Source organism: Mesorhizobium sp. WSM1386, from assembly GCF_055901595.1.
Genome location: NZ_CM148373.1, coordinates 1,520,268 through 1,542,583 on the forward strand (window position 1 = coordinate 1,520,268; position 22,316 = coordinate 1,542,583).

The window sequence follows — 22,316 nt, forward strand, 5'->3', positions numbered from 1 at the left end:
TTCTTCTTGGGACTCAGTTCTTCTTGGGATTCAGCTTTTCCAACGGGATGCGCACGCTCATCTCCGCTTTTTTCGGCTCGACGAACATCACCAGCGCGAACATCGTACCATAGGCAATGCCGGCCAGAATCGCGAGGGTCACGACAAAGCGAAACAGTGTCGGCATCAATTTTCGCCCGTCTTCTTGTTCTGCGTTTCCAAACCCTGTGCCCTTATGGGACGCCAATCCGGCCAATTCAAGGACGAAGCGGAGGCTTGTTAGCAACTTCTGACGCAGGCATTCCTCGGCCGATATAGGCTTGCCTTTACTCGGCATGCTTGACGCAAACGGGCTTTTCATGTCGATACGCCGGCAAAGAGGGCCCCGGAACCGTCATGGTGTCATGAACGCGCTACACGCAAATCCGCCAGGCGAGACCAGCGCCGCGCTGCTTGGCCGGCTGGGCAGCCGGTCCATTGTCTTTGTCGGTCTGATGGGCGCCGGCAAGACGGCGATCGGCCGCAAGGTGGCGACGATGCTTTCGCTGCCCTTCATCGACAGCGACCAGGAGATCGAAAGTGTCTCGCGCATGACCGTGCCGGAGCTGTTCGAGCGCTATGGCGAGACCGAGTTCAGGGCGCTGGAACAGCGTGTCATCCTGCGCGTGCTGGAAAATGGCCCGCAGGTGCTCTCCACGGGCGGCGGCGCCTTCATGAACGCACAGACGCGCGAGGCCGTCGCCACGCATGGCGTGTCGGTGTGGCTGAAGGCCGAACTCGACCTCTTGATGGATCGCGTCTCCAAGAAGCAGAACCGGCCGCTGTTGAAGAGCGCCGATCCCCGTGCCGTGCTGGAGCGGCTGATGGGCGAGCGCTATCCAGTCTACGCAACCGCTGATGTCACCGTGCCGACCCGCGACGACCGCAAGGAAATCATCGCCGCCGAGGTGCTGGAGGCGCTCTGCCGGCATTTCGGCATCGAGGAAAATGCCGCGACAGGCGAGGTCGAATCGTGAGCGTGGATCAGCCTGTCACCGTCGAAGTCGGGCTTGGCGACCGGGCCTACGACATACTCATCGGCTCAGGGTTGCTGTCTCGCGCGGGTGAGGAGATCTCGCGCCGGCTGCCGGGCACGCGCGCGGCCGTCATCACCGACGCCAATGTCGCGGCGGTGCATCTCGAGGCGCTGAAGGCCGGGCTCGAAAAGGGCGGCATCCAGCCCGCCGTCATCACGCTGCCGCCCGGCGAGAAGACCAAGAGCTTCGCCCATCTCGAAGAGGTGGTCGACGGCGTGCTGGCCGCCAGATTGGAGCGTGGCGACATCGTCATCGCGCTTGGCGGTGGCGTCATCGGCGACCTCGCCGGTTTTGCCGCCGGCATCGTGCGGCGCGGCATGAATTTCGTGCAGATCCCGACCTCGCTGCTGGCCCAGGTCGATTCCTCCGTCGGCGGCAAGACCGGCATCAACAGTCCACGCGGCAAGAACCTCGTCGGCGTTTTCCATCAGCCGAAGCTGGTGCTGGCCGACACTGAAGTGCTCGACACGCTGCCGATCCGCGAATTCCGCGCCGGCTATGCCGAGCTCGCCAAATACGGGCTGATCGACCGGCCGCAATTCTTCGCCTGGCTGGAAGAAAACTGGAGGCAGGTGTTCGCCGGCGGGCCGGAGAGGGCGCAGGCGATTGCCGAGGCCTGCCGCGCCAAGGCCGACGTCGTCGCCCGCGACGAGTTCGAGACCGGCGACCGGGCGCTGCTCAATCTCGGCCATACGTTCGGCCACGCGCTGGAAGCCGCCACGCGGTATGATGGCGCCCGCCTCGTCCATGGCGAGGGGGTCGCCATCGGCATGGCGCTGGCGCATCGGTTCTCCTCACGCCTCAATCTGGCCAGCCCCGACGACGCGGCCCGCGTCGAGACGCATCTGCGCGCCGTCGGGCTGCCGTGGCGCATGGCCGATATTCCCGGCGATCTGCCCGACGCCGAGGCACTGCTGGCCTTCATCACCCAGGACAAGAAGGTGTCGCGCGGCGCGCTGACCTTCATCCTGACGCGCGGCGTCGGCCAGGCCTTCATCGCCAAGGACGTGCCGGCCTCGGAAGTGCTGTCGTTCCTCCGGGAGAACCACCCGGCCAACGGGAAAGCCGGCTGAGATGAGCAACCAGACGGGCTGGGTCGTCGTCGCCGTCCTTGCAATCCTCATCCTGCTGATCGTTGCCGTGCGCACGCGCCTGCTTGCCATGTTCGGCTACGAGCTGTCGCGCATCGAGCCGCAGCGCTCGAGCCAGGACGAGTTGCGCGGTGCGGTCGACGATTTCCGCCGCGACGGCCAGGTGGTGCGCGAGGATCGTGATCGCATTGGCGGCCTGTTCGATCTCGAGGAGCTCGAAGTCTCCGACGTCATGGTGCACCGCACCAACATGCGCTCGGTCAATGCCGACAATGCGCCGGAAGCGGTGGTGCGCGAGATCCTGCAGAGCCCGCACACGCGCATGCCCTTATGGAAGGGCTCGCTCGACAACATTGTCGGGGTGCTGCACGCCAAGGACCTGCTGCGCGCGTTGAACGAAGTCGGCAACGACTTTTCCAAGATCGACGTGATGAAGATCGCCTCGAAACCCTGGTTCGTGCCGGACACCACGACCTTGCAGGAACAGCTCAACGCCTTCCTGCGCCGCAAGGCGCATTTTGCCGTCGTCGTCGACGAATATGGCGAGGTCGAAGGGCTGGTGACGCTGGAGGATATCATCGAGGAGATCGTCGGCGAGATCGCCGACGAGCATGATGTCGACATCCATGGCGTCAAGCAGGAAGCCGACGGTTCCGTCGTCGTCGAGGGCACGGTGCCGATCCGCGACCTGAACCGGGCGCTCGATTGGAACCTGCCCGACGAGGAGGCGACCACCATTGCCGGCCTCGTCATTCACGAGACGCAGTCGATCCCCGAGGAAAAACAGGCCTTCACCTTCCACGGCAAGCGATTCACCGTGATGAAACGCGACAAGAACCGGATTGCCCGGTTGAGGATCAGGCCTGCCGCCGACACTTAAGCGCGTCGCGCTGAAACGGATCCCGTCCGGCGCTCAGCAGTCCTTGGTCCAGCGTTCGCTGAGCGTTGCGTCTGTTTCCGCATCGACCGACGCCAGGCTGACCTCATAGCCCCAAAGGCTTCGGATGTGTCGAAGTGTTGCGTCGCGGCTCTCATTGTCGAGCAGGACGCCGTCCTTCACCTTGTGCTGCAGTCGCAAATGCCGGTCGCCGAGCAAGTCCACGTCCACGATCTGGATGTCGGGCCGGTTTGCGCCCCAATCATAGTTTTGGGCCAGCGCGGCTCGTATCTTGTTGTAGCCCCGCTCGTCGTGGATCGATGCGACTTCGTAGTGCGGTCGGTCGGATCCGTCGGCCAGCACGAAGAGCCGCCATTTCCGGATCAGGGTCGGGCTGAGATATTGGCGAATAAAGGATTCGTCACGGTGATTGGCCCAGGCGTCGAGCAAGGTTTCGAGCCAGTCGCCGCGGCCGGCAATGTCGGGAAACCAGTCGCGGTCTTCCGCCGTCGGCTCGGTCGAGATGCGCTGGATGTCCTGCATCATGTCAAGGCCGAGGGCATAGGGGTTGATGCCGGAAAACCGTGGGTCGTCGAAGGACGGCTGGAAGATCACGTTCGAGTGATTGCGCAGGATTTCGAGCATGGTGCCTTCATTGATCCGGCCACGATCGAACAACATGTTCATCAAGGTATAGTGGACGAAAGTGGCGCAACCCTCATTCATGACCTGGGTTTGCCGCTGCGGGTAGAAATACTGTGCGATGACCCGGACGATGCGGAGGATCTCGCGTTGCCAAGGTTCCAGGACGAGGCTGTTCTTTTCCAGGAAATAGAGCAGGTTCTCCTGGGGCAGGCTCAGCGATTTTTTCCGTTCGGCCAAGACTTCTTCCCCGGCTTCGGCGTTGTCGGCGCCCTGCACCGGAGGCAGCGTCCGCCACAGATCATTGTAGGAGCGCTCCTCGTATTCGAGACGTTCGCGTAGGCCTTCGCGTTGCTGCTCCGACGAGAGTTTCGGCGGCCGGTGGTATCGGAACACGCCTTGCTCCATCAGCGCGTGAGCCGAATCGAGAACCGCTTCCACGGCGGCGAGGCCGTAACGCTCCTCGCACCGGGCAATGTAGCCTTTCGCGAAATCCAGATAGCTCAGGATTCCGCCTGCGTCGGTCCACTGGCGGAAAAGGTGATTGTTCTTGAAGAAATGGTTGTGTCCGAGTGCCGCATGGGCCGTCACCAAGGCTTGCAGGGCCATGGTGTTTTCTTCCATCAGGTAGACGATGCAGGGATCGGAATTGATGACCAGCTCATAAGCCAGACCGCGTCCGCCTTTGCGGTAGAGAAGCTCGTTGTACAGGAAATGCTTACCGAACGACCAATGCCGGTACATCAGCGGCATGCCGACCGAGGAGTAGGCGTCGAGCATCTGCTGCGAGGAAATGACCTCCATCTGCACCGGGTAGGTGTCGAGGTGAAGCTGATCGATCGCGATTGCCTCGATCTCGTCATAGGCTCGCGACAGTGTCTTGAAGTCCCAGTCGGACCCTGAGAAAAGCAACCTGGATTTGCCGGCTTGGCTAGCCATCCGACAGACCTCACGCGCTCGCATGCATCGCCGGCTGCCTGGCGAAGAGCTGGCGAAAGACGGGGTAGATATCCGCTGGGGATGCGATGCGCCGCATCTGGAAATTCGGCCATTTCTGCTCGATGGCGCTGTAGGCGCGCCAAAGCGAGGTGCCATTTTCGGTCGACCCAAAAATATGGCTTTCGCGCTCGTCGATGATCTCCACATAGGCGAAATACTGGCACAACCGCATCAGCTTGCCGCCGAGCAGCTCGATGCAGCGTTCGGAATCGGTGGCGAAATTGTCGCCGTCGGAGGCCTGGGCGGCATAGATGTTCCATTCCGTCGGGGGATAGCGCTGTTCGATGATGCGGTGCATTTCCTCGAGCGCCGTGGAAACGACCGTGCCGCCGCTCTGGGTATGGTAGAAGAACGTCTGCTCGTCGACCTCCTGGGCCTCGTGGGTGTGGCGAATGAAAACGATGTCCGTCCGCTCATAACGCCGCGTCAGGAACAGGTGGAGCAGCACGAAGAAGCGTTTGGCCAGATCCTTTTCGCGCTCCCCCATCGATCCCGACACATCCATCAGGCAAAACATGACGGCGCTGGCATTGGGCTGCGGCTGGGGGTCGAACCGGTTGAAGCGGATGTCGACCGGGTCGACATAGGAAATTCGCCGGCGACGACGCTCCATCAAATCGAGTTCTTCGCGCAGGGCAGCGATGCGTTCGCGCCTCGCCGCGTTCGGGGGTTGCGCTTCGAGCAGTGCAAGCTGGCGGGCGATCTCATCCAATTGCGCCTGTTTGGGACGCCGGAGCGCAATGCGGCGACCATGGCTGTTGCGCATCGTGCGGCCGACATTGATGTTGGTCGGCGAGCCGCTGGCGCTGAAGCCCGCCCGCTTCGGCTTGAACGTCAATATCTGCTTGAGATTGAGCTTGACCAGATCGGGCAGTTCAAGGTCCTCGAAGAAAAGATCGAGAACCTCCTCGCGTGACAACATGAAACGAAAATCGTCTTCGGATTCGCTGTTTCCCGGAGACGAAGAGCCCACGCCTCCCAGGCCTGGCTTTGGGATCAGATCTCCGGAAATGTAAGTTCTGTTGCCAGGCAAGATGTGCTGGCGCCGGCCGCTGTCCCTGGCATCGCTGAAGACCGGCTCGCTGGTGCCTTTGCGGGGCATGGGCACGGCATGCTCCCGGTCAACCTCGGCGATGCGGCCGGCGCGGACCTGGTCGCGGATATTTCGCTTGAGTTCCTCCCGCGCGCGCTTCAGAAACCGCTGGCGGTTGCCCAGGCTTTTGTCCTTCGGATTCAGGCGTCTGTCGATAAAGATCGGCATGGAAGCGTCCGGGCCTGCCTCAACCCGCCTTGTTCACACGCATGTACCAGTCGACAAGCCGGCGCACCTGCCGCTCGGTGTAACCACGTTGCACCATGCGCTGCACGAATTCATTGTGGCGTTTTTCCGTGACGCTGTCCTGTTTGGAGCCGAAACTGATCACCGGCAGGAGATCTTCAACCTGGCCGAACATCCGCTTCTCGATCACTTCACGCAGCTTCTCATAGCTGGTCCATGACGGATTGCGGCCATGGTTGCGCGCCCGGGCGCGCAAGGTGAATTTGACCACTTCGTTGCGGAAGTCCTTGGGATTGGCGATGCCGGCCGGCTTTTCGACCTGCGACAGTTCCTTGTCCAGGATCTCGCGGTCGAGGATCTGGCCGGTATCGGGGTCCTTGTAGTCCTGATCCTCGATCCAGGCGTCGGCATAGGCGATGTAGCGGTCGAAAAGGTTCTGGCCGTATTCGCTGTACGACTCCAGATAGGCCTTCTGGATTTCGTGGCCGATGAACTCGGCATAGCGGGTCGCGAGTTCCGACTTGATGAATTCGAGATAGGCGGCTTCCGTTTCCTTCGGGAACTGCTCGCGCTTGATCGCCTCTTCCAGGATGTACATCAGGTGCACCGGGTCCGCCGCGACCTCGTTGGTGTCGTAGTTGAACGTCTGGGACAGGATTTTGAAGGCGAAGCGCGTGCTTACGCCGGTCATGCCCTCGTCGACGCCGGCTGCGTCGCGATACTCCTGAACGGACTTGGCCCTGGGATCGACCTCCTTGAGGTTTTCACCGTCATAGGCGCGCATCTTGGTATAGAGCGGCGAATTGTCGTGCTCGGCAAGGCGAGTCGAGACGGTGAACCGGCTGAGAATGTCCAGCACTTCAGGTGCGCAGGGGCTGCCGGCCAGTTCGCTCTCGCGCAGCAATTTCTCGTAAATATGCCTCTCTTCGGTGATCCGCAGGCAATATGGCACCTTGACCACGAGGATGCGGTCCAGAAAGGCCTCGTTGTTTTTGTTGTTCTTGAACTGCTGCCACTCCGATTCGTTGGAATGGGCAATGATGATGCCTTGATAAGGGAAGGCGCCGAAATTCTCAGTGCCATTGTAGCTGCCTTCCTGGGTCGCCGTGAGCAGCGGGTGCAGGACCTTGATCGGCGCCTTGAACATCTCGACGAATTCGAGCAGGCCTTGCGTGGTCCGGTTCAGGCCGCCGCTGTAGGAATAGGCGTCCGGATCGGACTGGCTGAAATTTTCCAATTGCCTGATGTCGACCTTGCCGACCAAGGCCGAGACGTCCTGGTTGTTCTCGTCGCCGGGCTCTGTCTTGGCGATGGCGATCTGGCGCAGCCGCGACGGCATCAGCTTGACGACACTGAACTTGGAAATATCGCCGGACAGCTCATCGAGCCGCTTGGCCGCCCAGGGCGAGATGAGTCCGTTGAGACGGCGCCGGGCTATCCCGTATTTGTCTTCCAGCAGGTCGCCCATGCGGTCGGGATTGAAAAGGCCGAGCGGCGATTCGAAAATCGGACTGATCTGGCTGCCGACCTTCAGCGTGTAGATCGGCCGTTCCTCCATCAGTTTCTTCAGCCGTTCGGCAAGAGAGGATTTGCCGCCGCCGACGGGGCCGAGAAGATAGAGGATCTGCTTGCGCTCCTCCAATCCCTGGGAGGCATAGCGGAAATATCCGGCGATGCGCTCGATCGTATCCTCCATCCCGTAGAACTCGGAGAAGGATGGATAGACCTTGACGGTGCGGTTCGAAAAAATGCGGCCGAGCCGTTCATCCTTGCTGGTGTCGACCAGGTTCGGCTCGCCGATTGCCTCGACCATCCGCTCGGGGGCGGAGGCATACATCGACTTGTCTTCGCGGCAGGCCAGGAGATATTGCTGGAGGCTGATCTCTTCCTGAGCCGCATTGGCATAAATCTCCGAAAACAGATCGAAGATGTCGGACTGATTCTCGCGCATGATGGTTGCCCTCAGAGCCGTTTTGGCTGCCGGACGGCTCGTCACCTATTCAACTGCCGGGACGCATTGTTGTTCCCTTCACATCAAGGCGAGTATGCGTATTTGGCCATGAAACCGGGATGCCGCCCCGCGCGTTTGGACGTTTGCTGAGGATTATGGTTGATGGTGGTGGGAGCACGATGATCGATCGACGAAGCTTTGTTCTGGCTTCGATGGCGGCGCTGCTGCCACTGCGTGTGTCGGCGGGTTTGTGCGAGCCCCAACTCGTGCCAACGACCTTCGATTACGGCCCGGCCAAGCTCGACATCTACGCGCCGGATGGCGCGAAAAACCTGCCGGTGGTGTTTTTCGTCCATGGCGGGGCCTGGCAGTTCGGCAAACGCAGCCAGGTGGGTGCAAAGGCGGCTTTCCTGCTCGCCAATGGGTTCTGTTTCGTTTCCATCGATTATCGCATGCTGCCGCAGGCGGATGTCGCCACCCAGGCCAGCGATGTCGAAAAGGCCTATGCCTATGTCAGGGCCAACATTGCCGGGCATGGCGGCGATCCCAAGCGGATCGTCGGCATGGGGCATTCGGCCGGCTGCCATCTGATTGCGCTGACGGGAATGCGCGGCGGGCTGCCAGGCGTCGCCGGGCTGCTTCTCGACGATACCAGAGCCTATGATCTCACCAGGCTTGAGAAAAATGGCGGCATGGTGCGGGCCTATGCCCGGGTGTTTTCCGATCCATCGCAATGGGCGGCATTGTCGCCGGCCAACTATGTCGAGGGCCGCAACCACCCGCCGACCTTCATCGCCTATTCTCGCGCCGAAGGTCGCGGCGAGGAGTCGAAAGCCTTTGCCGAGCGCTTGCGCGCCACCGGTACCAAGGTCACGCTGTTTGACGGCAGCGCCTATACGCATATGTCGATCAATCGCGATTTCGGCGAGGACGGCGACGCGCTGACTGTCGCCGCGCTCGCATTCCTGAAGTCGACGGTCGGCTGATCTCACCTTAACGAGGGGCAGGCGTCAGCTGCACTGGATCAGACCAAAAGCGACGGCGGGATATTGCCGTGCGGCCATCGGCGAGTGCTATTTGTGTTCGTGAATGGGGAGAAAAATTGCATGAATGGCGCCGATGTCCTGTGCGATGTGCTTTTGGCCAATGACGTGACGGTCTGTTTCGCCAATCCCGGCACATCCGAAATGCATTTCGTCGCCGCGCTTGACCGCAAACCGCGGATGCGTTGCGTGCTCGGCCTGTTCGAAGGCGTGGTGACCGGTGCCGCCGACGGCTATGCGCGCATGACCGACCGTCCTGCCGCGACTTTGCTGCACACTGGGCCCGGTCTGGCCAATGGGCTGGCCAACATGCACAATGCCCGGCGTGCGCTGAGCCCGATGATCAACATCGTCGGCGACCATGCCTCCTACCATTTGCCGCTTGATGCGCCGCTGACCAGCGACATCGAGGGCCTCGCGGCACCGATGTCCAATTGGGTCCGCCGCATCTCGGGACCAGCCGATGTACAACCCGCCACGGAGGCGGCGTTCCGCGCTTCGCTCACGCCGCCCGGCGTCACCACGCTGATCCTGCCGGCCGATACCGCTTGGGGTGGTGCCAACCCGGCCGCGCCAGGCAAAGTCGTTCTTTCGCCACCACCACCCGTCGACAAGGACGCCGTGCGCGCGGTGGCGGCAGCGGTCCGGGCCAAACCGGGCCGCGTCGGCATGATCGTTCGTGGCCGCGCGGCGCGCGCCGATGCGCTCGACATCGCCGGCCAGATTTCCACCGCTGGCGGTGTCCGGCTGCTGAGCGAGGTCTTGATCGCGCGGCTGCAGCGCGGACGCGGGCGCGTGGCGCCGACCCGCATCCCCTATCCTGTCGATGCGGCGACGGCGCTGCTCAAGGACATCGACGTCCTGGTGCTGGTCGGCGGCAAGGAGCCGGTCGCCTTCTTCGCCTATCCGGGAAAGCCCGGACGGCTGGTCCGCGAAGACTGTCAGGTGCTGACGCTCGCCGCCCATGGCGACGATCTCCATGCGGCTCTGGGAGCGCTTCGCGAGGAACTCGGCATCAAGCCATCGCAGCAGACGATATCGGCGACGGCTTTCCCGGACGAAGCAACGCCGAACGGCGGACTGACGGACGATGCCATCGCGCTGTCAGTGGCGCGCAAGCTGCCCGACAATGCGATCGTCTGCGATGAAGCGGTCACCTCGGCGCGGCGTTTCTTCGCGCTGTCGGCCTTTGCCGCACCGCACGACTACATGATGGGCACAGGCGGGGCGATCGGCGGCGGCATTCCGATGGCGACCGGGGCGGCGATCGCCTGTCCCGACCGCAAGGTGATCAATCTGGAGGCCGATGGCAGCGGCATGTACACGGTGCAGGGGCTGTGGACGCAGGCCCGGGAAAATCTCGATGTGGTGACGATCGTCTTTTCCAACCGCACCTACGCCATCCTGCATGGCGAGATGAAGAATGTCGGCGTCGGGGCGATCGGCGAGAACGCCAGGCGCATGCTCGACCTCGACCATCCCGCGCTGGACTGGGTTTCGCTGGCCAAGGGCATGGGCGTGGAGGCCGCGCGCGCCGAGACCTGCGAACAGTTTGATGCGCTTCTGGACAGTGCCTTGTCGCGACGCGGGCCGTTCCTCATCGAGGCGGTGCTCTGAGCGCCTGTCGCAGGGCCGGCTGACTTACCAGCGCATCTTTTCGCCGGGAGCCGCCGGTTCGATCGCCAGCGCGTGCACGCCGGCCTTCAACTCGTCGGCGAGCAGTTCGTTGACGGCGCGGTGGCGGTCGATGCGGTTCATGCCGGCAAAGGCGGACGCGACGACACGGACGCGAAAATGCGTTTCGCCGGTGCCGTCATAAGTGCCGTGATGGTCGGAGCCGTCATGATGGTGGCCGGCATGGAGATGGCTTTCGTTGATGATCACCAGCCGCTCCGGCGAAAATGCCTTGTTGAGCTTGTCTTCCATGGTCGCCTGTATGGACATCGCCGTCTCCGTTCACCACATTTGACTGGCGCGCCAGCGTGAAAACCCGCAAACCGGTTCAGAGGGGGCCGCTGCCGCGCAACAAAATCCGCCATTCGCCTGCTTTATGCCGCGATTCAGCGGTTAGGGCGATGATCGCGAAAATGTCAATTCTTGTTTCGCATCTGCGAACGCCCCATAAATGGGTAAGATGAAGCCGTATCCCAAATATTTCGAGAAGATTCGCGTCCGCCCTGACAAGGACGCGGAGCTGAAGTCGCATTCGCCGATTTGCCAGTGGGACGGCTGCAAGGAGGCGGGGACCCATCGCGCGCCGGTCGGGCGCATGAAGGAGGGCGAGTATTTCCGCTTCTGCTTCGACCATGTGCGCGAGTACAACAAGGGCTTCAACTACTTCTCCGGCGTGCCGGACACCGAGGTCGCGCGCTTCCAGAAGGAAGCCATGACCGGCCACCGGCCGACCTGGAAGATGGGCGTCAACGGCGCCTCGACGCGGTCTTCGCCCGACATGGCGCAGATGCGCTCCGGCCGCGCTGGCTATTACAACCGCATGCGCGACCCGTTCGACCTGTTCAAGGGGCCGAAGGATCCGCGCGAGGCGCGCGAGCGCAAGGCCAAGCCGCTTGAGGCCAAGGCGCTGGAAACGCTTGGCCTTGATACAAAGGCGACTGGCAAGGATATCAAGGCGCGCTATAAGGAACTGGTGAAGCGTCACCATCCGGATGCGAATGGCGGCGACAGAGGTTCGGAAGACCGGTTCCGCGATGTGCTGCAGGCCTATCGCGTGCTCAAACAGGCGGGCCTGTGCTGAGCGACCCTACGGTTTGTGTCGTTTTCCAACTTTCATAAGGGTGGAAAAGGCTTTAAGACCGCCCCCGAACAAAATCGATTGCCGGCGAAACGGGACGTTTCGCCCGTGGAGACGTTGAGAGATATGAACAAGGTCGATCGCGACATCGCCAACCTGCCCGACACGACGGTCTCGGTGAAGGACAAGTTCGGCTTCGACTCCAAGATGGTGGTGCCGGCCTATTCGGTAACCAGCGAACATGTGCCGGATATCGATCCGGACTATCTGTTCGACGAGGCGACCACTTTGGCTATCCTTGCCGGCTTCGCCTACAACCGCCGCGTCATGGTCTCGGGCTATCACGGCACCGGCAAGTCGACCCATATCGAACAGGTCGCCGCCCGGCTCAACTGGCCCTGCGTGCGCGTCAACCTCGACAGCCATGTCAGCCGTATCGACCTGGTCGGCAAGGACGCCATCGTCGTCAAGGACGGGTTGCAGATCACCGAATTCCGCGACGGCATCCTGCCATGGGCCTACCAGCACAATGTCGCGCTCTGCTTCGACGAATATGACGCCGGCCGCCCGGACGTGATGTTCGTCATCCAGCGCGTCCTGGAATCGTCGGGCCGCCTGACGCTGCTCGATCAGAGCCGGGTCATCCGTCCGCATCCGGCGTTCCGGCTGTTCTCGACCGCCAACACGGTGGGCCTCGGCGACACCACCGGCCTTTATCACGGCACGCAGCAGATCAACCAGGCGCAGATGGACCGCTGGTCGATCGTCACCACGCTGAACTATCTGCCGCACGACAATGAAGTGAACATCGTGCTGGCCAAGGCCAAGCACTATCGCGACGGCAAGGGCAAGGACATCGTCAACAAGATGGTGCGCGTCGCCGACATGACGCGTTCGGCCTTCATCAATGGCGATCTGTCGACCGTGATGAGCCCGCGTACCGTCATCACCTGGGCCGAGAATGCCGAGATCTTCGGCAATATCGGCATGGCGTTCCGGCTGACCTTCCTCAACAAGTGCGACGAACTGGAGCGTTCGGTGGTGGCCGAGTTCTACCAGCGCGCCTTCGGCGAGGATCTGCCGGAGAGCGCCGCCAACGTGGTGCTGGGCTAAGCAGAGTCTCGATGGCGGGTCCGGGCGACAACACGCGCAACAAGTCGAAGACGGGTTCTGAAGCCGACAGCTTCAAGCGCGCCGTCACCGTCTGCATGCGCGCCATTGCCGGCGACAAGGAAATGGAAGTCGGCTTCGCCAAGGACAGGCCGGCGCTCGCCGGCAGCCGCGCGAGACTGCCCGAACTGCCGAAGAAGGCGTCGAAGACCGACATTGCGATTACCCGCGGCCTCGGCGATTCCATGGCGCTGAAGCGCGCCTGCCACGATCAGCGCATCCACACCAAGCTGGCGCCGGAGGGCAAGGCGGCCCGCGCCATCTATGACGCGGTCGAGCAGGCCCGCGTCGAGGCGATCGGCAGCCGCGCCATGCAAGGCGTCGCCGACAATATCGGCTCGATGCTGGAGGACAAATACGCCAAGGCCAACCTCATCGACGTCAAGGACAAGGCCGACGCACCGATCGAGGAAGCGCTGGCGCTGATGGTGCGCGAGAAGCTGACCGGCCGGTCGATCCCGAAGAGCGGCGAGCGGCTGGTCGAACTCTGGCGCCCCTGGGTCGAGGAAAAGGCCAAGGCCGATCTCGACGGGCTTTCGGCCAAGCTCGACGACCAGCAGGCCTTCGCCCGGGTCGTGCGCGAGATGCTCGCCTCGATGGAGATGGCCGAGGAACTCGGAGACGACCAGGAGACGGAAGACTCCGAGGACAATGACGACAACCAGCCGCAAGGCGAGGAGCAGAGCGAGGAGGGGGGCGAAGAGGATTCCGGCTCCGAGCAGTCGCAGTCCGAGGATGCCGAGGCTTCGGCAGACGATGAGCAGTCGTCCGAGACGGAAGCGTCCGACGCCACCGCCGACGATCTCTCCGACGACGACGATGCCGATGCCGAGACGCCCGGCGAGGCGCGCCGCAACGACAATCCCTTCACCAACCTGCCGAAGGAAATCGACTACAAGGTCTTCACCACCGCTTTCGACGAGACGGTCGGCGCCGAGGAGCTTTGCGAAGAGGAAGAGCTCGACCGGCTGCGCGCCTTCCTCGACAAGCAGCTTGCCAATCTGTCCGGCGTCGTCGGGCGGCTCGCCAACCGGCTGCAGCGCCGGCTGATGGCGCAGCAGAACCGGTCCTGGGATTTCGACCTGGAAGAGGGCTACCTCGACCCGGCGCGCCTGGTGCGCGTCGTCATCGACCCGATGCAGCCGCTGTCCTTCAAGCAGGAGCGCGACACCAAATTCCGCGACACGGTGGTGACGCTGGTGCTCGACAATTCGGGCTCGATGCGCGGCCGGCCGATCACGGTCGCCGCCACCTGCGCCGACATCCTGGCGCGCACGCTGGAACGCTGCGGCGTCTCGGTCGAGATTCTCGGCTTCACCACGCGGGCGTGGAAGGGCGGGCAGGCGCGCGAGAAGTGGCTGAAGGACGGCAAGCCGCCGAATCCCGGCCGCCTCAACGATTTGCGCCACATCATCTACAAATCCGCCGACCATCCGTGGCGGCGGGCACGGCGCAATCTCGGCCTGATGATGCGCGAGGGCCTGCTCAAGGAAAACATCGACGGCGAGGCGCTGCTGTGGGCGCACAACCGCCTGATCGCCCGGCCGGAGCAGCGCAAGATCCTGATGATGATCTCGGACGGCGCGCCGGTCGACGATTCGACGCTGTCGGTCAATCCGGGCAACTATCTGGAACGCCATCTGCGCGCCGTCATCGAACTGATCGAGACGCGCTCGCCGGTCGAACTCTTGGCCATCGGTATCGGCCATGACGTCACACGCTATTATCGGCGCGCCGTCACCATCGTCGATGCCGAGGAACTGGCCGGCGCCATGACCGAGCAATTAGCCTCGCTGTTTGCCGAGGAAAGCGCGCGCGACACGCGGCGTGGCGGCATGCGGCGCGCCGGATGATCCTTTCGCGGGGCGGTTTTCGGCAAGCGCTTTTCGCCACCATCGCCCTGTTTGCCGGCGTGGCTTCGGCGCCGGCCGGTCCGGTCCGCTCCAGCTCTGTCGAGCCGGTCGAGATCTCGGCCCGCCCGATCACCCAGTTTCATATCGGTCGCGCCGACAAGCAGTTCGGCCCGCTCGAATTTGTCGGCGGCCTGGAGATGACCTCGCCGACGCGCGATTTCGGTGCGTTGTCGGCCTTCCGCTTCGTGAAGGCGGGCGGCGATTTCATCGGGGTGGCCGACACCGGCTTCTGGTTCTTCGGCACGGTGGTTCGCGACGCCGACAAGCGGCCGTCCGGCATCCAGAATTTCCGCATGCAGCAGATGGTCGATGAAAACGGCCAGCCGATCGACGAGAAATGGATGGTCGACGCCGAAGGGGTCGACGTCAAGGACGGCATCGCCACCGTCGGCTTCGAACGCAACCATCGCGTCGCCCAGTTCAAGATCGACCCGAGTGACATGAAGGCGCCGTTCAAGCAGCTGGATTTCCTCATTCCAGCCTGGGAGTTGCGCCAGAATCGCGGTTTTGAGACCGTCACCCATGCCAATGTCAACGGCCAGCATGAGGGCGGTCTGGTGGTGGTGTCGGAAAAGAGCCTCGACAAATCAGGCAACATCTATGCCGCCATCATCGAAGGGCCGCACAAGGGCGTGTTCACCGTCAAGCGCAACGGTGATTTCGACATCACCGACGGTGCGTTCCTGCCGGATGGCGACCTGCTGCTCCTGGAGCGCAGCTTCTCGATGGCAGGCGGCCTCAAGATGCGGCTGCGGCGCATCTATGGCGAGAGTGTCGAGAAGGGCGCCGTCGCCGACGGGCAGGTTCTGCTGGAAGCCGACATGGGCTACCAGATCGACAATATGGAAGGGCTCGACGTCTGGACCCGCGACGACGGCGCGCTGATGGTGTCGCTGGTCTCCGACGACAACCACTCGATCCTGCAGCGCAACCTCTATCTGGAATTTATTCTCCACCAGGACTGACGTTGAGGGTCTTCAATAGCGGGTTCGATCTTCGGTGGAATTCGATTTTGGTCGGGCGCCTTCCCCCACTCCGTCTCGGCTTCGCCGAGCCACCTCTCCCCCCTCCGGAGGGAGAGGAAGGCAGCCTCCCGGCATAAGTTCGCGCCTGTCCAGCCGATAGATAGGTAACACTTTGAACCGGATACATAGGTAACACTTCTCCCCTCTATTCGTCCGCCGCAGCGCCAAGCGGTTTGGTTGGCGCGGCGCTGCGGCGGACGAGCTTCATGCGCCTCGTGTCGATGATGCCCAGGGGATGGGCATAGAAGGAAAGCGCCCATTGGCCATCCTCGGTTTCGGTGGCCGCGACCGCTTCACCGGCCAGTGTTTGCGAGACATAGATGAAGCCGCCATTCCATCGGATCTCGCCATTGTGGCGCACGTGGCGGACCGCGGCCTCGGCCGGATAATCGGGCTCGGGTGGCGTTCTTGGCATGAGGCGCTGTGAGCGGCGGTAATGCTGGGCTGGAGTGTCCATGGCCAGCGCCTCATGCGGTCGCTCCTCATTGTAGCTGCGCCGAAAGGCCTCGAAGGCTCGACCCTGAGCTGTTCTGTCGGCTTGCGGGTGCTTGGCCAGCGGCAGCATGGTCAGATGAAAGCGCTCATGGCGGCCGTTCTGCTGCGGCTTGCCGGGTGCGATCCGCTCCAGCACGATGCCAAGTTTGACGAAGCGCGCGGCAAGTGGCGTCAGCCCGGCGACGCCGGCCGACGCGAACGGCGGGCCATTGTCGCTTCTGAAGCGATCCGGCAGCCCATGCTCCTCGAACAACCGCTCGAACACCGGCCAGGCCTCGGCATCGGCCGTCGAGCCCGTTGCTTCCAGCGCCAGAAGATAGCGGCTTGACGCATCCATCACCGTCAAGGGCTCGCAACGCCGCTTGTCGCCGGTCGGGAACCAGCCTTTGTGGTCGCCAGTCCACACTGCGTTCGGTTCCTCGGCCGGCGGCCAGGGGCCGTTGCCGCAGGCCCGCAGCCGTGGCCGCTTGCGCGCGCCCACAAGCCCATGTCGTGCAAGGATGGCACCCGCCGTCGAAGCTGACGGCCAGCGCAGCTCGGGGGCCGTGCGCTTGAGCCGCGCCACGATCTTCTTGGGCCCCCACAGTGGATGCGTCTCCTTTGCCGCCACGATCCGTTCCACCAGATCCAGAGCCGTCGCCCGGCCGTGATTGAGCGGCGCCCGTGGCAGATCGCGCAAACCTTCCGGGCCCAACGCACGATAGCGACCAAGCCACTTGTAGCCGATCTTGCGAGAGATGCCGTAGGCCGCACAAATCTCGCTCATCGTCTCCTCACCTGCCAGGCAGTCCACAACAAACCGAAGTCGCTCGTCCATGATGCCAGTCTCTCGCCAAACCATCGCCGGTCCTCCCAGCGAAGGAGAAAACTGTCACCCATCCATCAGGTCCATTCTGTTACCTATCTATCCGGTTCGGACAGCCTTTCCTCTCCCCCGTCGATCGGGGGAGAGGTGGCGAGCGAAGCTCGACGGAGTGGGTGTCGACTGCTCATCAACAGAGTTACGACGGCGTCCGATCAGGATCGCGAGCCGTTGGTAGCGATCCAGATGACGTGACGCGCGCCGCGCTTGCCGTTGGCGCGCGTGGCGACCTCTTCGACGACGAAGCCAGCCTGCTTCAGCCGCCGCGTGAAGCCGCTGTCCGGGCCTTGCGACCACACCGCCAGCACGCCGCCAGGCTTCAGCGCCGTGCGTGCGGCCTTGAGGCCTGTCAGGCTGTAGAGCGCATCGTTGCCCTTGTGGACGATGCCTTCGGGGCCATTGTCGACATCGAGCAGGATGGCGTCCCAGCGAGAGGGCTCGGACCGTATCAGATCTCCGACATCGGTCTCCCGAACCTCGACCCGGGAATCGTCGAGACAGCCGCCAAACACTTCCGCCATCGGGCCACGTGCCCAGGCGACCACCGCCGGCACCAGTTCCGCGACAACGATACCGGCGTCACTGCCCAATTCGGCGAGAGCGGCGCGCAGGGTAAAACCCATGCCAAGTCCGCCAATGAGGACCCTCGGTTGGCGATGGCGGGCAATCTTCTGGCAGGAAAGCCCGGCCAGCGCTTCCTCGGAGCCGCTGAGGCGGCTGTTCATCAGCTCGTTGGTGCCGAGCATGATCGAGAATTCGGAACCGCGCCGCTTGAGGCGAAGCTCCTGCGCGCCATCCCCGGTCTTTGCCGAATCGAGCTGGACCCAGGGGATCATGGGCTTTGTCTGACCACGATCTTTTCGGAAAACCGGAGGCCACTTTTCGGGATCATGGTTTAAGCCGCGACCGCCGGCTGGCTCCAGCGGGCAGCGAGCAGCCGGTAGGGGATGAGTGCCACCACGGCAATGATCAGCTTCACCGAGAGGTCGCCCAGCGCCCAGGAAACCCAGCGCATCGCGTCGACATGGAAAACACCCAACAGCGGCGCCGTTTCGAGGGCAAAACCGTCATTGGGGCCAGCAAAGGCGAAAGCGGCCGAAAATGCCACGGTGAAGAAGACCATCGTGTCAAACACGGATCCGACCAGCGTGCCGACGATCGGCGCCCGCCACCAGCTCTGCCGGCGCAAACGGTTGAACACGGTGACGTCGAGCAATTGCGCGGAGAGGAATGCCGCCCCGGAAGCCGCCGCGATGCGTACCAGCCGGTCGGCGGCGGTCTCGAATTCGATCAGGCCATGACGGAACAGGAAGGGCGGAACGAGGATCGAGCAGACCACCGCCGTCATGAAGCCGACAAAGACGATCCGACGCGCCACGGCGGGGCCATAGCGGCGGTTGGCGAGGTCGGTGACCAGGAAGGAGAAGGGGTAGGTGAAAGCGCCCCAGGTCAAAAGGTCGGCCAGCGACAGGCTGCCGAGCTGGCCCTGCATCGGGAACTGCACGAGAATGTTCGATGCCACGACGACAAGCGCCATGGCGGCCACGAAGGGCAAATACCGCGAAAATGAAGTCATTTTTTTATCCTGGGTAATGGAACCAGCGGAGCATTATGCTCGCTCGTATTCGAGCATCGGATTGTCAAACCTTGCGGCTTCTATCCGATGCCCCAGAGGCCAACAAGAGCTTGGCCAGAGACCAACAAGGAGTTGGCCAGAGACCAACAAGATGTTGGCCAGGGCGGTAGTCCCCCGCCTTTTAAACGATGTCAGGCAGCGACCTGCTCGGCCAGCTTCTTGGCGATCTGCTTCTTCAGCAGGCGCGCGCGCTGCGACAGTTCCTTGACGTCGGCCTTGGCCAGGAAGGCATCGAGACCGCCGCGATGTTCGACCGAACGCAGCGCGTTGGCCGAGATGCGCAGGCGCACGTTCTGGTTCAGCGCTTCCGAGATCAGCGTCACATTGACGAGGTTCGGCAGGAAGCGACGCTTGGTCTTGTTGTTGGCGTGGCTCACATTGTTGCCGGTCTGGACTGCCTTGGCAGTGAGTTCGCAGGTGCGGGACATGGTTCTAACCTTCAGTTCTCTCGGGACCTGCCAAACCTTTGTGCCCACGCCGGGTGGCGCGCGGTTCTGGTCAGGCGGCCTTATGGAAAAAGTTGGCGTTCCATAGTTGCATTTCACCGGGGCGTCAAGCTCCGGCTTCCCCACGGAAGCGCCCGGCATTTCATATTAAGGCCGGAATTCACCCTATAAGCAGTCTCATAGGGACATGCCAGACCGGAGTTGCCCGCCTCCGGCCGAAAATCAAGGATCCGATCCCGCCATGCCTCGTTCGTCTCGCGCATTTGTTGCCGTGCTTGCCATCGCCTTGCCCTCCGCCGCATCGGCGGCCTCGCCGCAGTCCTTCAAGGGCGAGTACACCGTGTCGTTCCTTGGTCTCTCGATCGCGAGATCGACCTTCGCGAGCCACTACGAGAATGGCGCCTACGCGATCGAAGGCAGCGTTTCGGCCGCTGGCCTGGCCAAACTGTTCGACGATACGCGCGGCACGATCTCGTCCAAGGGCACGATTTCAGGCCAGAAGATGGTGCCGCAGGCGTTCCGCGCCGACTATACGTCGGGCAAGAAGGCGTCGGCGATCGACATTCGCTTCGCCAATGGCAACGTGACCTCGACGCAGGTCGTCCCGGCACCTGGCAAGCGCGACCCGAAGGCCTGGGTGCCGATCGGCGCCGGCGACCTGGCGTCGGTGCTCGATCCGATGGCGGCGACCGTCATCCATGCCGACAGTCTCGACCAGGTCTGCGGCCGCAAGGTCAAGTTCTACGATGGCGAGATGCGCGCCGACTTGACGCTGACCTACGATTCGAAAGGCACGATATCGGTGCCGGGCTACAAGGGCGACACCGTCACTTGCCGGATGGGCTTCGAGCCGGTGGCGGGCTATCGCAAGGGCCGCAAGGCACTCAATTATCTCAAGAGCAAAAGCCGCATGATGGTGACGTTTGCGCCGCTCGGCCAAACCGGGGTATATGCGCCGATCCATGCCACGGTCGGCACGCAGATCGGCACCTTGACCATCAGCGCCGGACGTTTCGAAGCAGTGCAATAGACCAGGCCCGCCACTGGCGACAGAATGAGGCGCGCCACTGGAGACGGAATGGGGCGCGCAACACTGATCGGCTTTTCGGCGGTCGCCATGTGGGCGCTTTTGGCGTTGCTCACGGACGCGTCCGGAAAGGTGCCGCCGTTCCTGTTGTCGGCGATCACCTTCTCGATCGGCACCGGGGTTGGGCTTGTCGCGCGCCTTTTCATGCCGGCCTCGGATAGAAGCCAGAAAATACCACCACAGGTCTGGCTGATCGGCATTGCCGGCCTGTTCGGCTACCATTTCTTCTACTTCACCGCACTGCGCAACGCGCCTGCCGTCGAGGCGAGCCTGATCGCCTATCTCTGGCCACTGCTGATCGTGCTCGGTTCGGCGCTGATGCCGGGCGAAAAACTGGCGTGGAACCATGTCGTCGGCGCGCTGCTTGGCCTTGCGGGCACGGTGCTGATCGTCACCAAGGGCGGTGGCTTGGCCTTCGACGCACGCTTTGCCTTTGGTTACGCCATGGCCGCCGTCTGCGCCGTATTATGGTCGTCCTATTCGCTTTTGTCGCGGCGTTTTCCGTCGGTGCCGACCTCGATCGTCACCTGGTTCTGCGCGGCTACGGCGTTGCTGTCGCTTGCCTGCCATCTCCTGTTGGAACAAACGGTGCTGCCTAACGGTGCCGGCCAGTGGCTGGCGGTGCTCGGGCTTGGCCTGATGCCGGTGGGCGCCGCCTTCTACGCCTGGGACATTGGCGTCAAGCGCGGCAACATCCAGGTGCTGGGCGCCGCGAGCTATGCGGCGCCGCTGCTGTCGACGCTGGTGCTGATCGCGGCCGGGGTCGCCGAACCGTCGCTGCGCATCCTGGCCGCTTGCGTGCTCATCACCGGCGGCGCTGCCTTGGCGGCAAAATCGCTGTTCCAGCGCAAGCCGGCAGCGGCCCAAAGCGAGGCCGGGGCATCCGAAACCGGAGCCCGGGCATGACGATGCCGTTTGCCGGCGGCATCGACGCCAACGCCAATGCGACGCTGATCTTCTCGCTGGTGGCAGCGGTCATCTACGCCTTCACGCTCGGCATGCCGCCGTCGCTCGCCCGCTCGGCGGCAAAGACGCTCGCCGTGGCGATGCTCGCCGTGCTTTCAGCGCTGCAAGGAGGGCCGCTGTTGCTGGTGGCCGCCCTTGCGCTCAGCGCCGTCGGCGACGCCTTCCTGTCGCGCGACGGCGAGAAGGCGTTTCTGGGCGGGCTGGCGAGCTTTCTCATCGCCCACATCGTCTATGTCGCGTTGTTCCTGCGCAGTGGCGACGGATTGGGCGTTCTCGGCGCCGAATCCTGGCGCGGCGCGATCGCGCTGGCGATGGCGGTGTTCGTGATCATCATGCTTGCCGCGCTCTGGCGCCGCGTCGGTCCAGGCTTGCGTGTTCCGATCGCAGTCTATGTCGTGGCGATCCTGGCGATGGGCATGTCGGCGCTGACGACGAGCAGCAGCTGGGTGATCGGCGGCGCCGTGCTGTTCATGGCGTCGGATGCTCTGCTCGCCACGGAAAAGTTCCTGGTCGCCGCGATCTCGCCGCATCGCGCCTGGATGCGCTTGACCGTCTGGGTGCTGTACTACGCCGCCCAGCTCGCGATCACGTTGGGCTTCCTGCTGGGGTAGGATGCCAGCCCGGCGCGGCCAGTTCGAAGGCGTCGAAATCAAAGCCCGGTGCCACGGTACAGCCGACCAGCGTCCATTCGCCCAGGCTGCGTGCCGATTGCCAGCAGCCCGCCGGCACGACGATCTGCGGCCGTTCACCCGCCGTGAGCTCGATGCCGAGCACCTGCTCGACAACGGCACTGCCTTCCTCCCACATCGACAATGCCAGCGGTGCGCCGGCATGGAAATGCCAGACCTCGGCGGCGTCCTTGACCCGGTGCCATGCCGAGACCTGGTGCCGTTCCAGCAGGAAATAGATGGCGGTCGAATGGCCGCGCGCACCGCCGGCGGCGTCGCGAAAGGTCTCGGCGTACCAGCCGCCTTCCGGATGCGGTTTCAGGCCGAGCGTTGCGATGATTTCCGCGGAGCTGGTCATG

At 63.1% G+C, this 22,316-nt stretch carries 22 protein-coding genes; 12 read left to right on the top strand and 10 right to left on the bottom strand.

From position 1 onward, the window contains the following. Nucleotides 1-13: 13 nt before the first annotated feature. Complete coding sequence (locus AC0NIH_RS07450) at nt 14-166, bottom strand: hypothetical protein (protein WP_013892767.1); 153 nt, start codon at nt 164-166, stop codon at nt 14-16. Nucleotides 167-383: 217 nt separating this feature from the next. Between AC0NIH_RS07450 and AC0NIH_RS07455 the strand changes: the two genes are divergently transcribed. From AC0NIH_RS07455 to AC0NIH_RS07465, 3 genes are read left to right on the top strand one after another with little or no spacing between them, the layout of a single operon-like run. Further along, a complete protein-coding gene (locus AC0NIH_RS07455; RefSeq protein ID WP_473463121.1) occupies nt 384-995 on the top strand; it encodes a shikimate kinase in 612 nt (203 codons plus the stop codon). After that, the gene (gene aroB, locus AC0NIH_RS07460; RefSeq protein ID WP_023763839.1) at nt 992-2,128 is read left to right on the top strand and encodes a 3-dehydroquinate synthase; all 1,137 of its coding nucleotides are present in this window, start codon (nt 992-994) and stop codon (nt 2,126-2,128) included. The genes AC0NIH_RS07455 and aroB overlap by 4 nt, the downstream gene beginning before the upstream one ends. Nucleotide 2,129: 1 nt before the next feature. Beyond that, the gene (locus tag AC0NIH_RS07465) at nt 2,130-3,026 is read left to right on the top strand and encodes an HlyC/CorC family transporter (protein ID WP_224730062.1); all 897 of its coding nucleotides are present in this window, start codon (nt 2,130-2,132) and stop codon (nt 3,024-3,026) included. Between the two features lie 33 nt (nt 3,027-3,059). Here AC0NIH_RS07465 and AC0NIH_RS07470 read toward each other — a convergent pair whose 3' ends face one another. From AC0NIH_RS07470 to AC0NIH_RS07480, 3 genes are read right to left on the bottom strand one after another with little or no spacing between them, the layout of a single operon-like run. Beyond that, nucleotides 3,060-4,604, bottom strand: a complete 1,545-nt coding sequence (locus tag AC0NIH_RS07470) for a SpoVR family protein (protein WP_023763841.1) — start codon at nt 4,602-4,604, stop codon at nt 3,060-3,062. Between the two features lie 10 nt (nt 4,605-4,614). Beyond that, nucleotides 4,615-5,925, bottom strand: a complete 1,311-nt coding sequence (locus tag AC0NIH_RS07475) for a YeaH/YhbH family protein (RefSeq protein WP_287271385.1) — start codon at nt 5,923-5,925, stop codon at nt 4,615-4,617. Between the two features lie 19 nt (nt 5,926-5,944). Next, nucleotides 5,945-7,894: a PrkA family serine protein kinase gene (locus tag AC0NIH_RS07480; RefSeq protein WP_023763843.1), complete on the bottom strand. Its 1,950-nt coding sequence runs from the start codon at nt 7,892-7,894 to the stop codon at nt 5,945-5,947. A gap of 179 nt (nt 7,895-8,073) precedes the next feature. On the opposite strand from AC0NIH_RS07480, the gene AC0NIH_RS07485 reads away from it, so the two are divergent. Further along, nucleotides 8,074-8,880 carry an alpha/beta hydrolase gene (locus AC0NIH_RS07485; RefSeq protein WP_473463123.1) on the top strand — a complete coding sequence of 269 codons (807 nt, stop codon included), beginning with the start codon at nt 8,074-8,076 and terminating at the stop codon, nt 8,878-8,880. 120 nt (nt 8,881-9,000) lie between these two features. Continuing rightward, nucleotides 9,001-10,554 (top strand): acetolactate synthase large subunit, encoded by a 1,554-nt coding sequence (locus AC0NIH_RS07490; RefSeq protein WP_473463125.1) that lies wholly within the window; start codon nt 9,001-9,003, stop codon nt 10,552-10,554. Nucleotides 10,555-10,578: 24 nt separating this feature from the next. Here the strand turns inward: AC0NIH_RS07490 and AC0NIH_RS07495 are convergent, their stop codons facing one another. Then, nucleotides 10,579-10,881, bottom strand: coding sequence for a BolA family protein (locus AC0NIH_RS07495; protein ID WP_473463127.1), 303 nt, complete (start codon nt 10,879-10,881; stop codon nt 10,579-10,581). Nucleotides 10,882-11,062: 181 nt separating this feature from the next. On the opposite strand from AC0NIH_RS07495, the gene AC0NIH_RS07500 reads away from it, so the two are divergent. From AC0NIH_RS07500 to AC0NIH_RS07515, 4 genes are all read left to right on the top strand, one after another. Next, nucleotides 11,063-11,692, top strand: a complete 630-nt coding sequence (locus tag AC0NIH_RS07500) for a J domain-containing protein (protein WP_032927598.1) — start codon at nt 11,063-11,065, stop codon at nt 11,690-11,692. A gap of 123 nt (nt 11,693-11,815) precedes the next feature. After that, nucleotides 11,816-12,802: a cobaltochelatase subunit CobS gene (gene cobS, locus AC0NIH_RS07505; protein WP_473463130.1), complete on the top strand. Its 987-nt coding sequence runs from the start codon at nt 11,816-11,818 to the stop codon at nt 12,800-12,802. 11 nt (nt 12,803-12,813) lie between these two features. Next, nucleotides 12,814-14,712, top strand: a complete 1,899-nt coding sequence (cobT, locus tag AC0NIH_RS07510) for a cobaltochelatase subunit CobT (RefSeq protein ID WP_224686542.1) — start codon at nt 12,814-12,816, stop codon at nt 14,710-14,712. After that, entirely contained in the window at nt 14,709-15,737 is a 1,029-nt protein-coding gene (locus AC0NIH_RS07515) for an esterase-like activity of phytase family protein (RefSeq protein WP_473463134.1), read from the top strand. The genes cobT and AC0NIH_RS07515 overlap by 4 nt, the downstream gene beginning before the upstream one ends. 205 nt (nt 15,738-15,942) lie before the next feature. On the opposite strand, the gene AC0NIH_RS07520 is transcribed toward AC0NIH_RS07515, so the two are convergent. The 4 genes from AC0NIH_RS07520 to rpmB all read right to left on the bottom strand — a co-directional run bounded on the left by AC0NIH_RS07520 (nt 15,943) and on the right by rpmB (nt 19,218). Continuing rightward, nucleotides 15,943-17,133 (bottom strand): integrase core domain-containing protein, encoded by a 1,191-nt coding sequence (locus AC0NIH_RS07520; protein ID WP_023767545.1) that lies wholly within the window; start codon nt 17,131-17,133, stop codon nt 15,943-15,945. Nucleotides 17,134-17,309: 176 nt separating this feature from the next. Beyond that, on the bottom strand, nt 17,310-17,990 hold the full coding sequence (locus tag AC0NIH_RS07525) for a spermidine synthase (protein WP_473463536.1): 681 nt from the start codon (nt 17,988-17,990) through the stop codon (nt 17,310-17,312). Between the two features lie 59 nt (nt 17,991-18,049). Then, nucleotides 18,050-18,730 carry a queuosine precursor transporter gene (locus AC0NIH_RS07530; RefSeq protein ID WP_473463538.1) on the bottom strand — a complete coding sequence of 227 codons (681 nt, stop codon included), beginning with the start codon at nt 18,728-18,730 and terminating at the stop codon, nt 18,050-18,052. A gap of 191 nt (nt 18,731-18,921) precedes the next feature. After that, nucleotides 18,922-19,218, bottom strand: a complete 297-nt coding sequence (rpmB, locus tag AC0NIH_RS07535) for a 50S ribosomal protein L28 (RefSeq protein ID WP_010911765.1) — start codon at nt 19,216-19,218, stop codon at nt 18,922-18,924. A 259-nt stretch (nt 19,219-19,477) separates the two neighbouring features. Between rpmB and AC0NIH_RS07540 the strand changes: the two genes are divergently transcribed. From AC0NIH_RS07540 to AC0NIH_RS07550, 3 genes are read left to right on the top strand one after another with little or no spacing between them, the layout of a single operon-like run. Next, nucleotides 19,478-20,266, top strand: coding sequence for a DUF3108 domain-containing protein (locus AC0NIH_RS07540; RefSeq protein WP_473463541.1), 789 nt, complete (start codon nt 19,478-19,480; stop codon nt 20,264-20,266). A gap of 48 nt (nt 20,267-20,314) precedes the next feature. Then, nucleotides 20,315-21,229 carry an aromatic amino acid exporter YddG gene (yddG, locus tag AC0NIH_RS07545; protein ID WP_473463544.1) on the top strand — a complete coding sequence of 305 codons (915 nt, stop codon included), beginning with the start codon at nt 20,315-20,317 and terminating at the stop codon, nt 21,227-21,229. Continuing rightward, a complete protein-coding gene (locus tag AC0NIH_RS07550) occupies nt 21,226-21,900 on the top strand; it encodes a lysoplasmalogenase family protein (RefSeq protein ID WP_473463547.1) in 675 nt (224 codons plus the stop codon). Before yddG ends, AC0NIH_RS07550 begins: the two co-directional genes overlap by 4 nt. Here AC0NIH_RS07550 and AC0NIH_RS07555 read toward each other — a convergent pair. Further along, entirely contained in the window at nt 21,875-22,315 is a 441-nt protein-coding gene (locus AC0NIH_RS07555) for a cupin domain-containing protein (RefSeq protein ID WP_473463549.1), read from the bottom strand. The two genes, AC0NIH_RS07550 and AC0NIH_RS07555, sit on opposite strands and share 26 nt — an antisense overlap. Between the last annotated feature and the right edge of the window lies 1 nt (nt 22,316).

Coding starts and splice junctions, on each gene's coding strand:
- yddG (WP_473463544.1), top strand. CDS start 20,315: ATGGGGCGCGCAACACTGATCGGCTTTTCGGCGGTCGCCATGTGGGCG.
- AC0NIH_RS07450 (WP_013892767.1), bottom strand. CDS start 166: ATGCCGACACTGTTTCGCTTTGTCGTGACCCTCGCGATTCTGGCCGGC.
- AC0NIH_RS07530 (WP_473463538.1), bottom strand. CDS start 18,730: ATGACTTCATTTTCGCGGTATTTGCCCTTCGTGGCCGCCATGGCGCTT.
- AC0NIH_RS07540 (WP_473463541.1), top strand. CDS start 19,478: ATGCCTCGTTCGTCTCGCGCATTTGTTGCCGTGCTTGCCATCGCCTTG.
- AC0NIH_RS07455 (WP_473463121.1), top strand. CDS start 384: ATGAACGCGCTACACGCAAATCCGCCAGGCGAGACCAGCGCCGCGCTG.
- AC0NIH_RS07490 (WP_473463125.1), top strand. CDS start 9,001: ATGAATGGCGCCGATGTCCTGTGCGATGTGCTTTTGGCCAATGACGTG.
- cobT (WP_224686542.1), top strand. CDS start 12,814: ATGGCGGGTCCGGGCGACAACACGCGCAACAAGTCGAAGACGGGTTCT.
- AC0NIH_RS07515 (WP_473463134.1), top strand. CDS start 14,709: ATGATCCTTTCGCGGGGCGGTTTTCGGCAAGCGCTTTTCGCCACCATC.
- AC0NIH_RS07550 (WP_473463547.1), top strand. CDS start 21,226: ATGACGATGCCGTTTGCCGGCGGCATCGACGCCAACGCCAATGCGACG.
- AC0NIH_RS07520 (WP_023767545.1), bottom strand. CDS start 17,133: ATGGTTTGGCGAGAGACTGGCATCATGGACGAGCGACTTCGGTTTGTT.
- AC0NIH_RS07480 (WP_023763843.1), bottom strand. CDS start 7,894: ATGCGCGAGAATCAGTCCGACATCTTCGATCTGTTTTCGGAGATTTAT.
- AC0NIH_RS07525 (WP_473463536.1), bottom strand. CDS start 17,990: ATGATCCCCTGGGTCCAGCTCGATTCGGCAAAGACCGGGGATGGCGCG.
- AC0NIH_RS07470 (WP_023763841.1), bottom strand. CDS start 4,604: ATGGCTAGCCAAGCCGGCAAATCCAGGTTGCTTTTCTCAGGGTCCGAC.
- AC0NIH_RS07465 (WP_224730062.1), top strand. CDS start 2,130: ATGAGCAACCAGACGGGCTGGGTCGTCGTCGCCGTCCTTGCAATCCTC.
- rpmB (WP_010911765.1), bottom strand. CDS start 19,218: ATGTCCCGCACCTGCGAACTCACTGCCAAGGCAGTCCAGACCGGCAAC.
- AC0NIH_RS07485 (WP_473463123.1), top strand. CDS start 8,074: ATGATCGATCGACGAAGCTTTGTTCTGGCTTCGATGGCGGCGCTGCTG.
- AC0NIH_RS07500 (WP_032927598.1), top strand. CDS start 11,063: ATGGGTAAGATGAAGCCGTATCCCAAATATTTCGAGAAGATTCGCGTC.
- cobS (WP_473463130.1), top strand. CDS start 11,816: ATGAACAAGGTCGATCGCGACATCGCCAACCTGCCCGACACGACGGTC.
- AC0NIH_RS07555 (WP_473463549.1), bottom strand. CDS start 22,315: ATGACCAGCTCCGCGGAAATCATCGCAACGCTCGGCCTGAAACCGCAT.
- AC0NIH_RS07475 (WP_287271385.1), bottom strand. CDS start 5,925: ATGCCGATCTTTATCGACAGACGCCTGAATCCGAAGGACAAAAGCCTG.
- AC0NIH_RS07495 (WP_473463127.1), bottom strand. CDS start 10,881: ATGTCCATACAGGCGACCATGGAAGACAAGCTCAACAAGGCATTTTCG.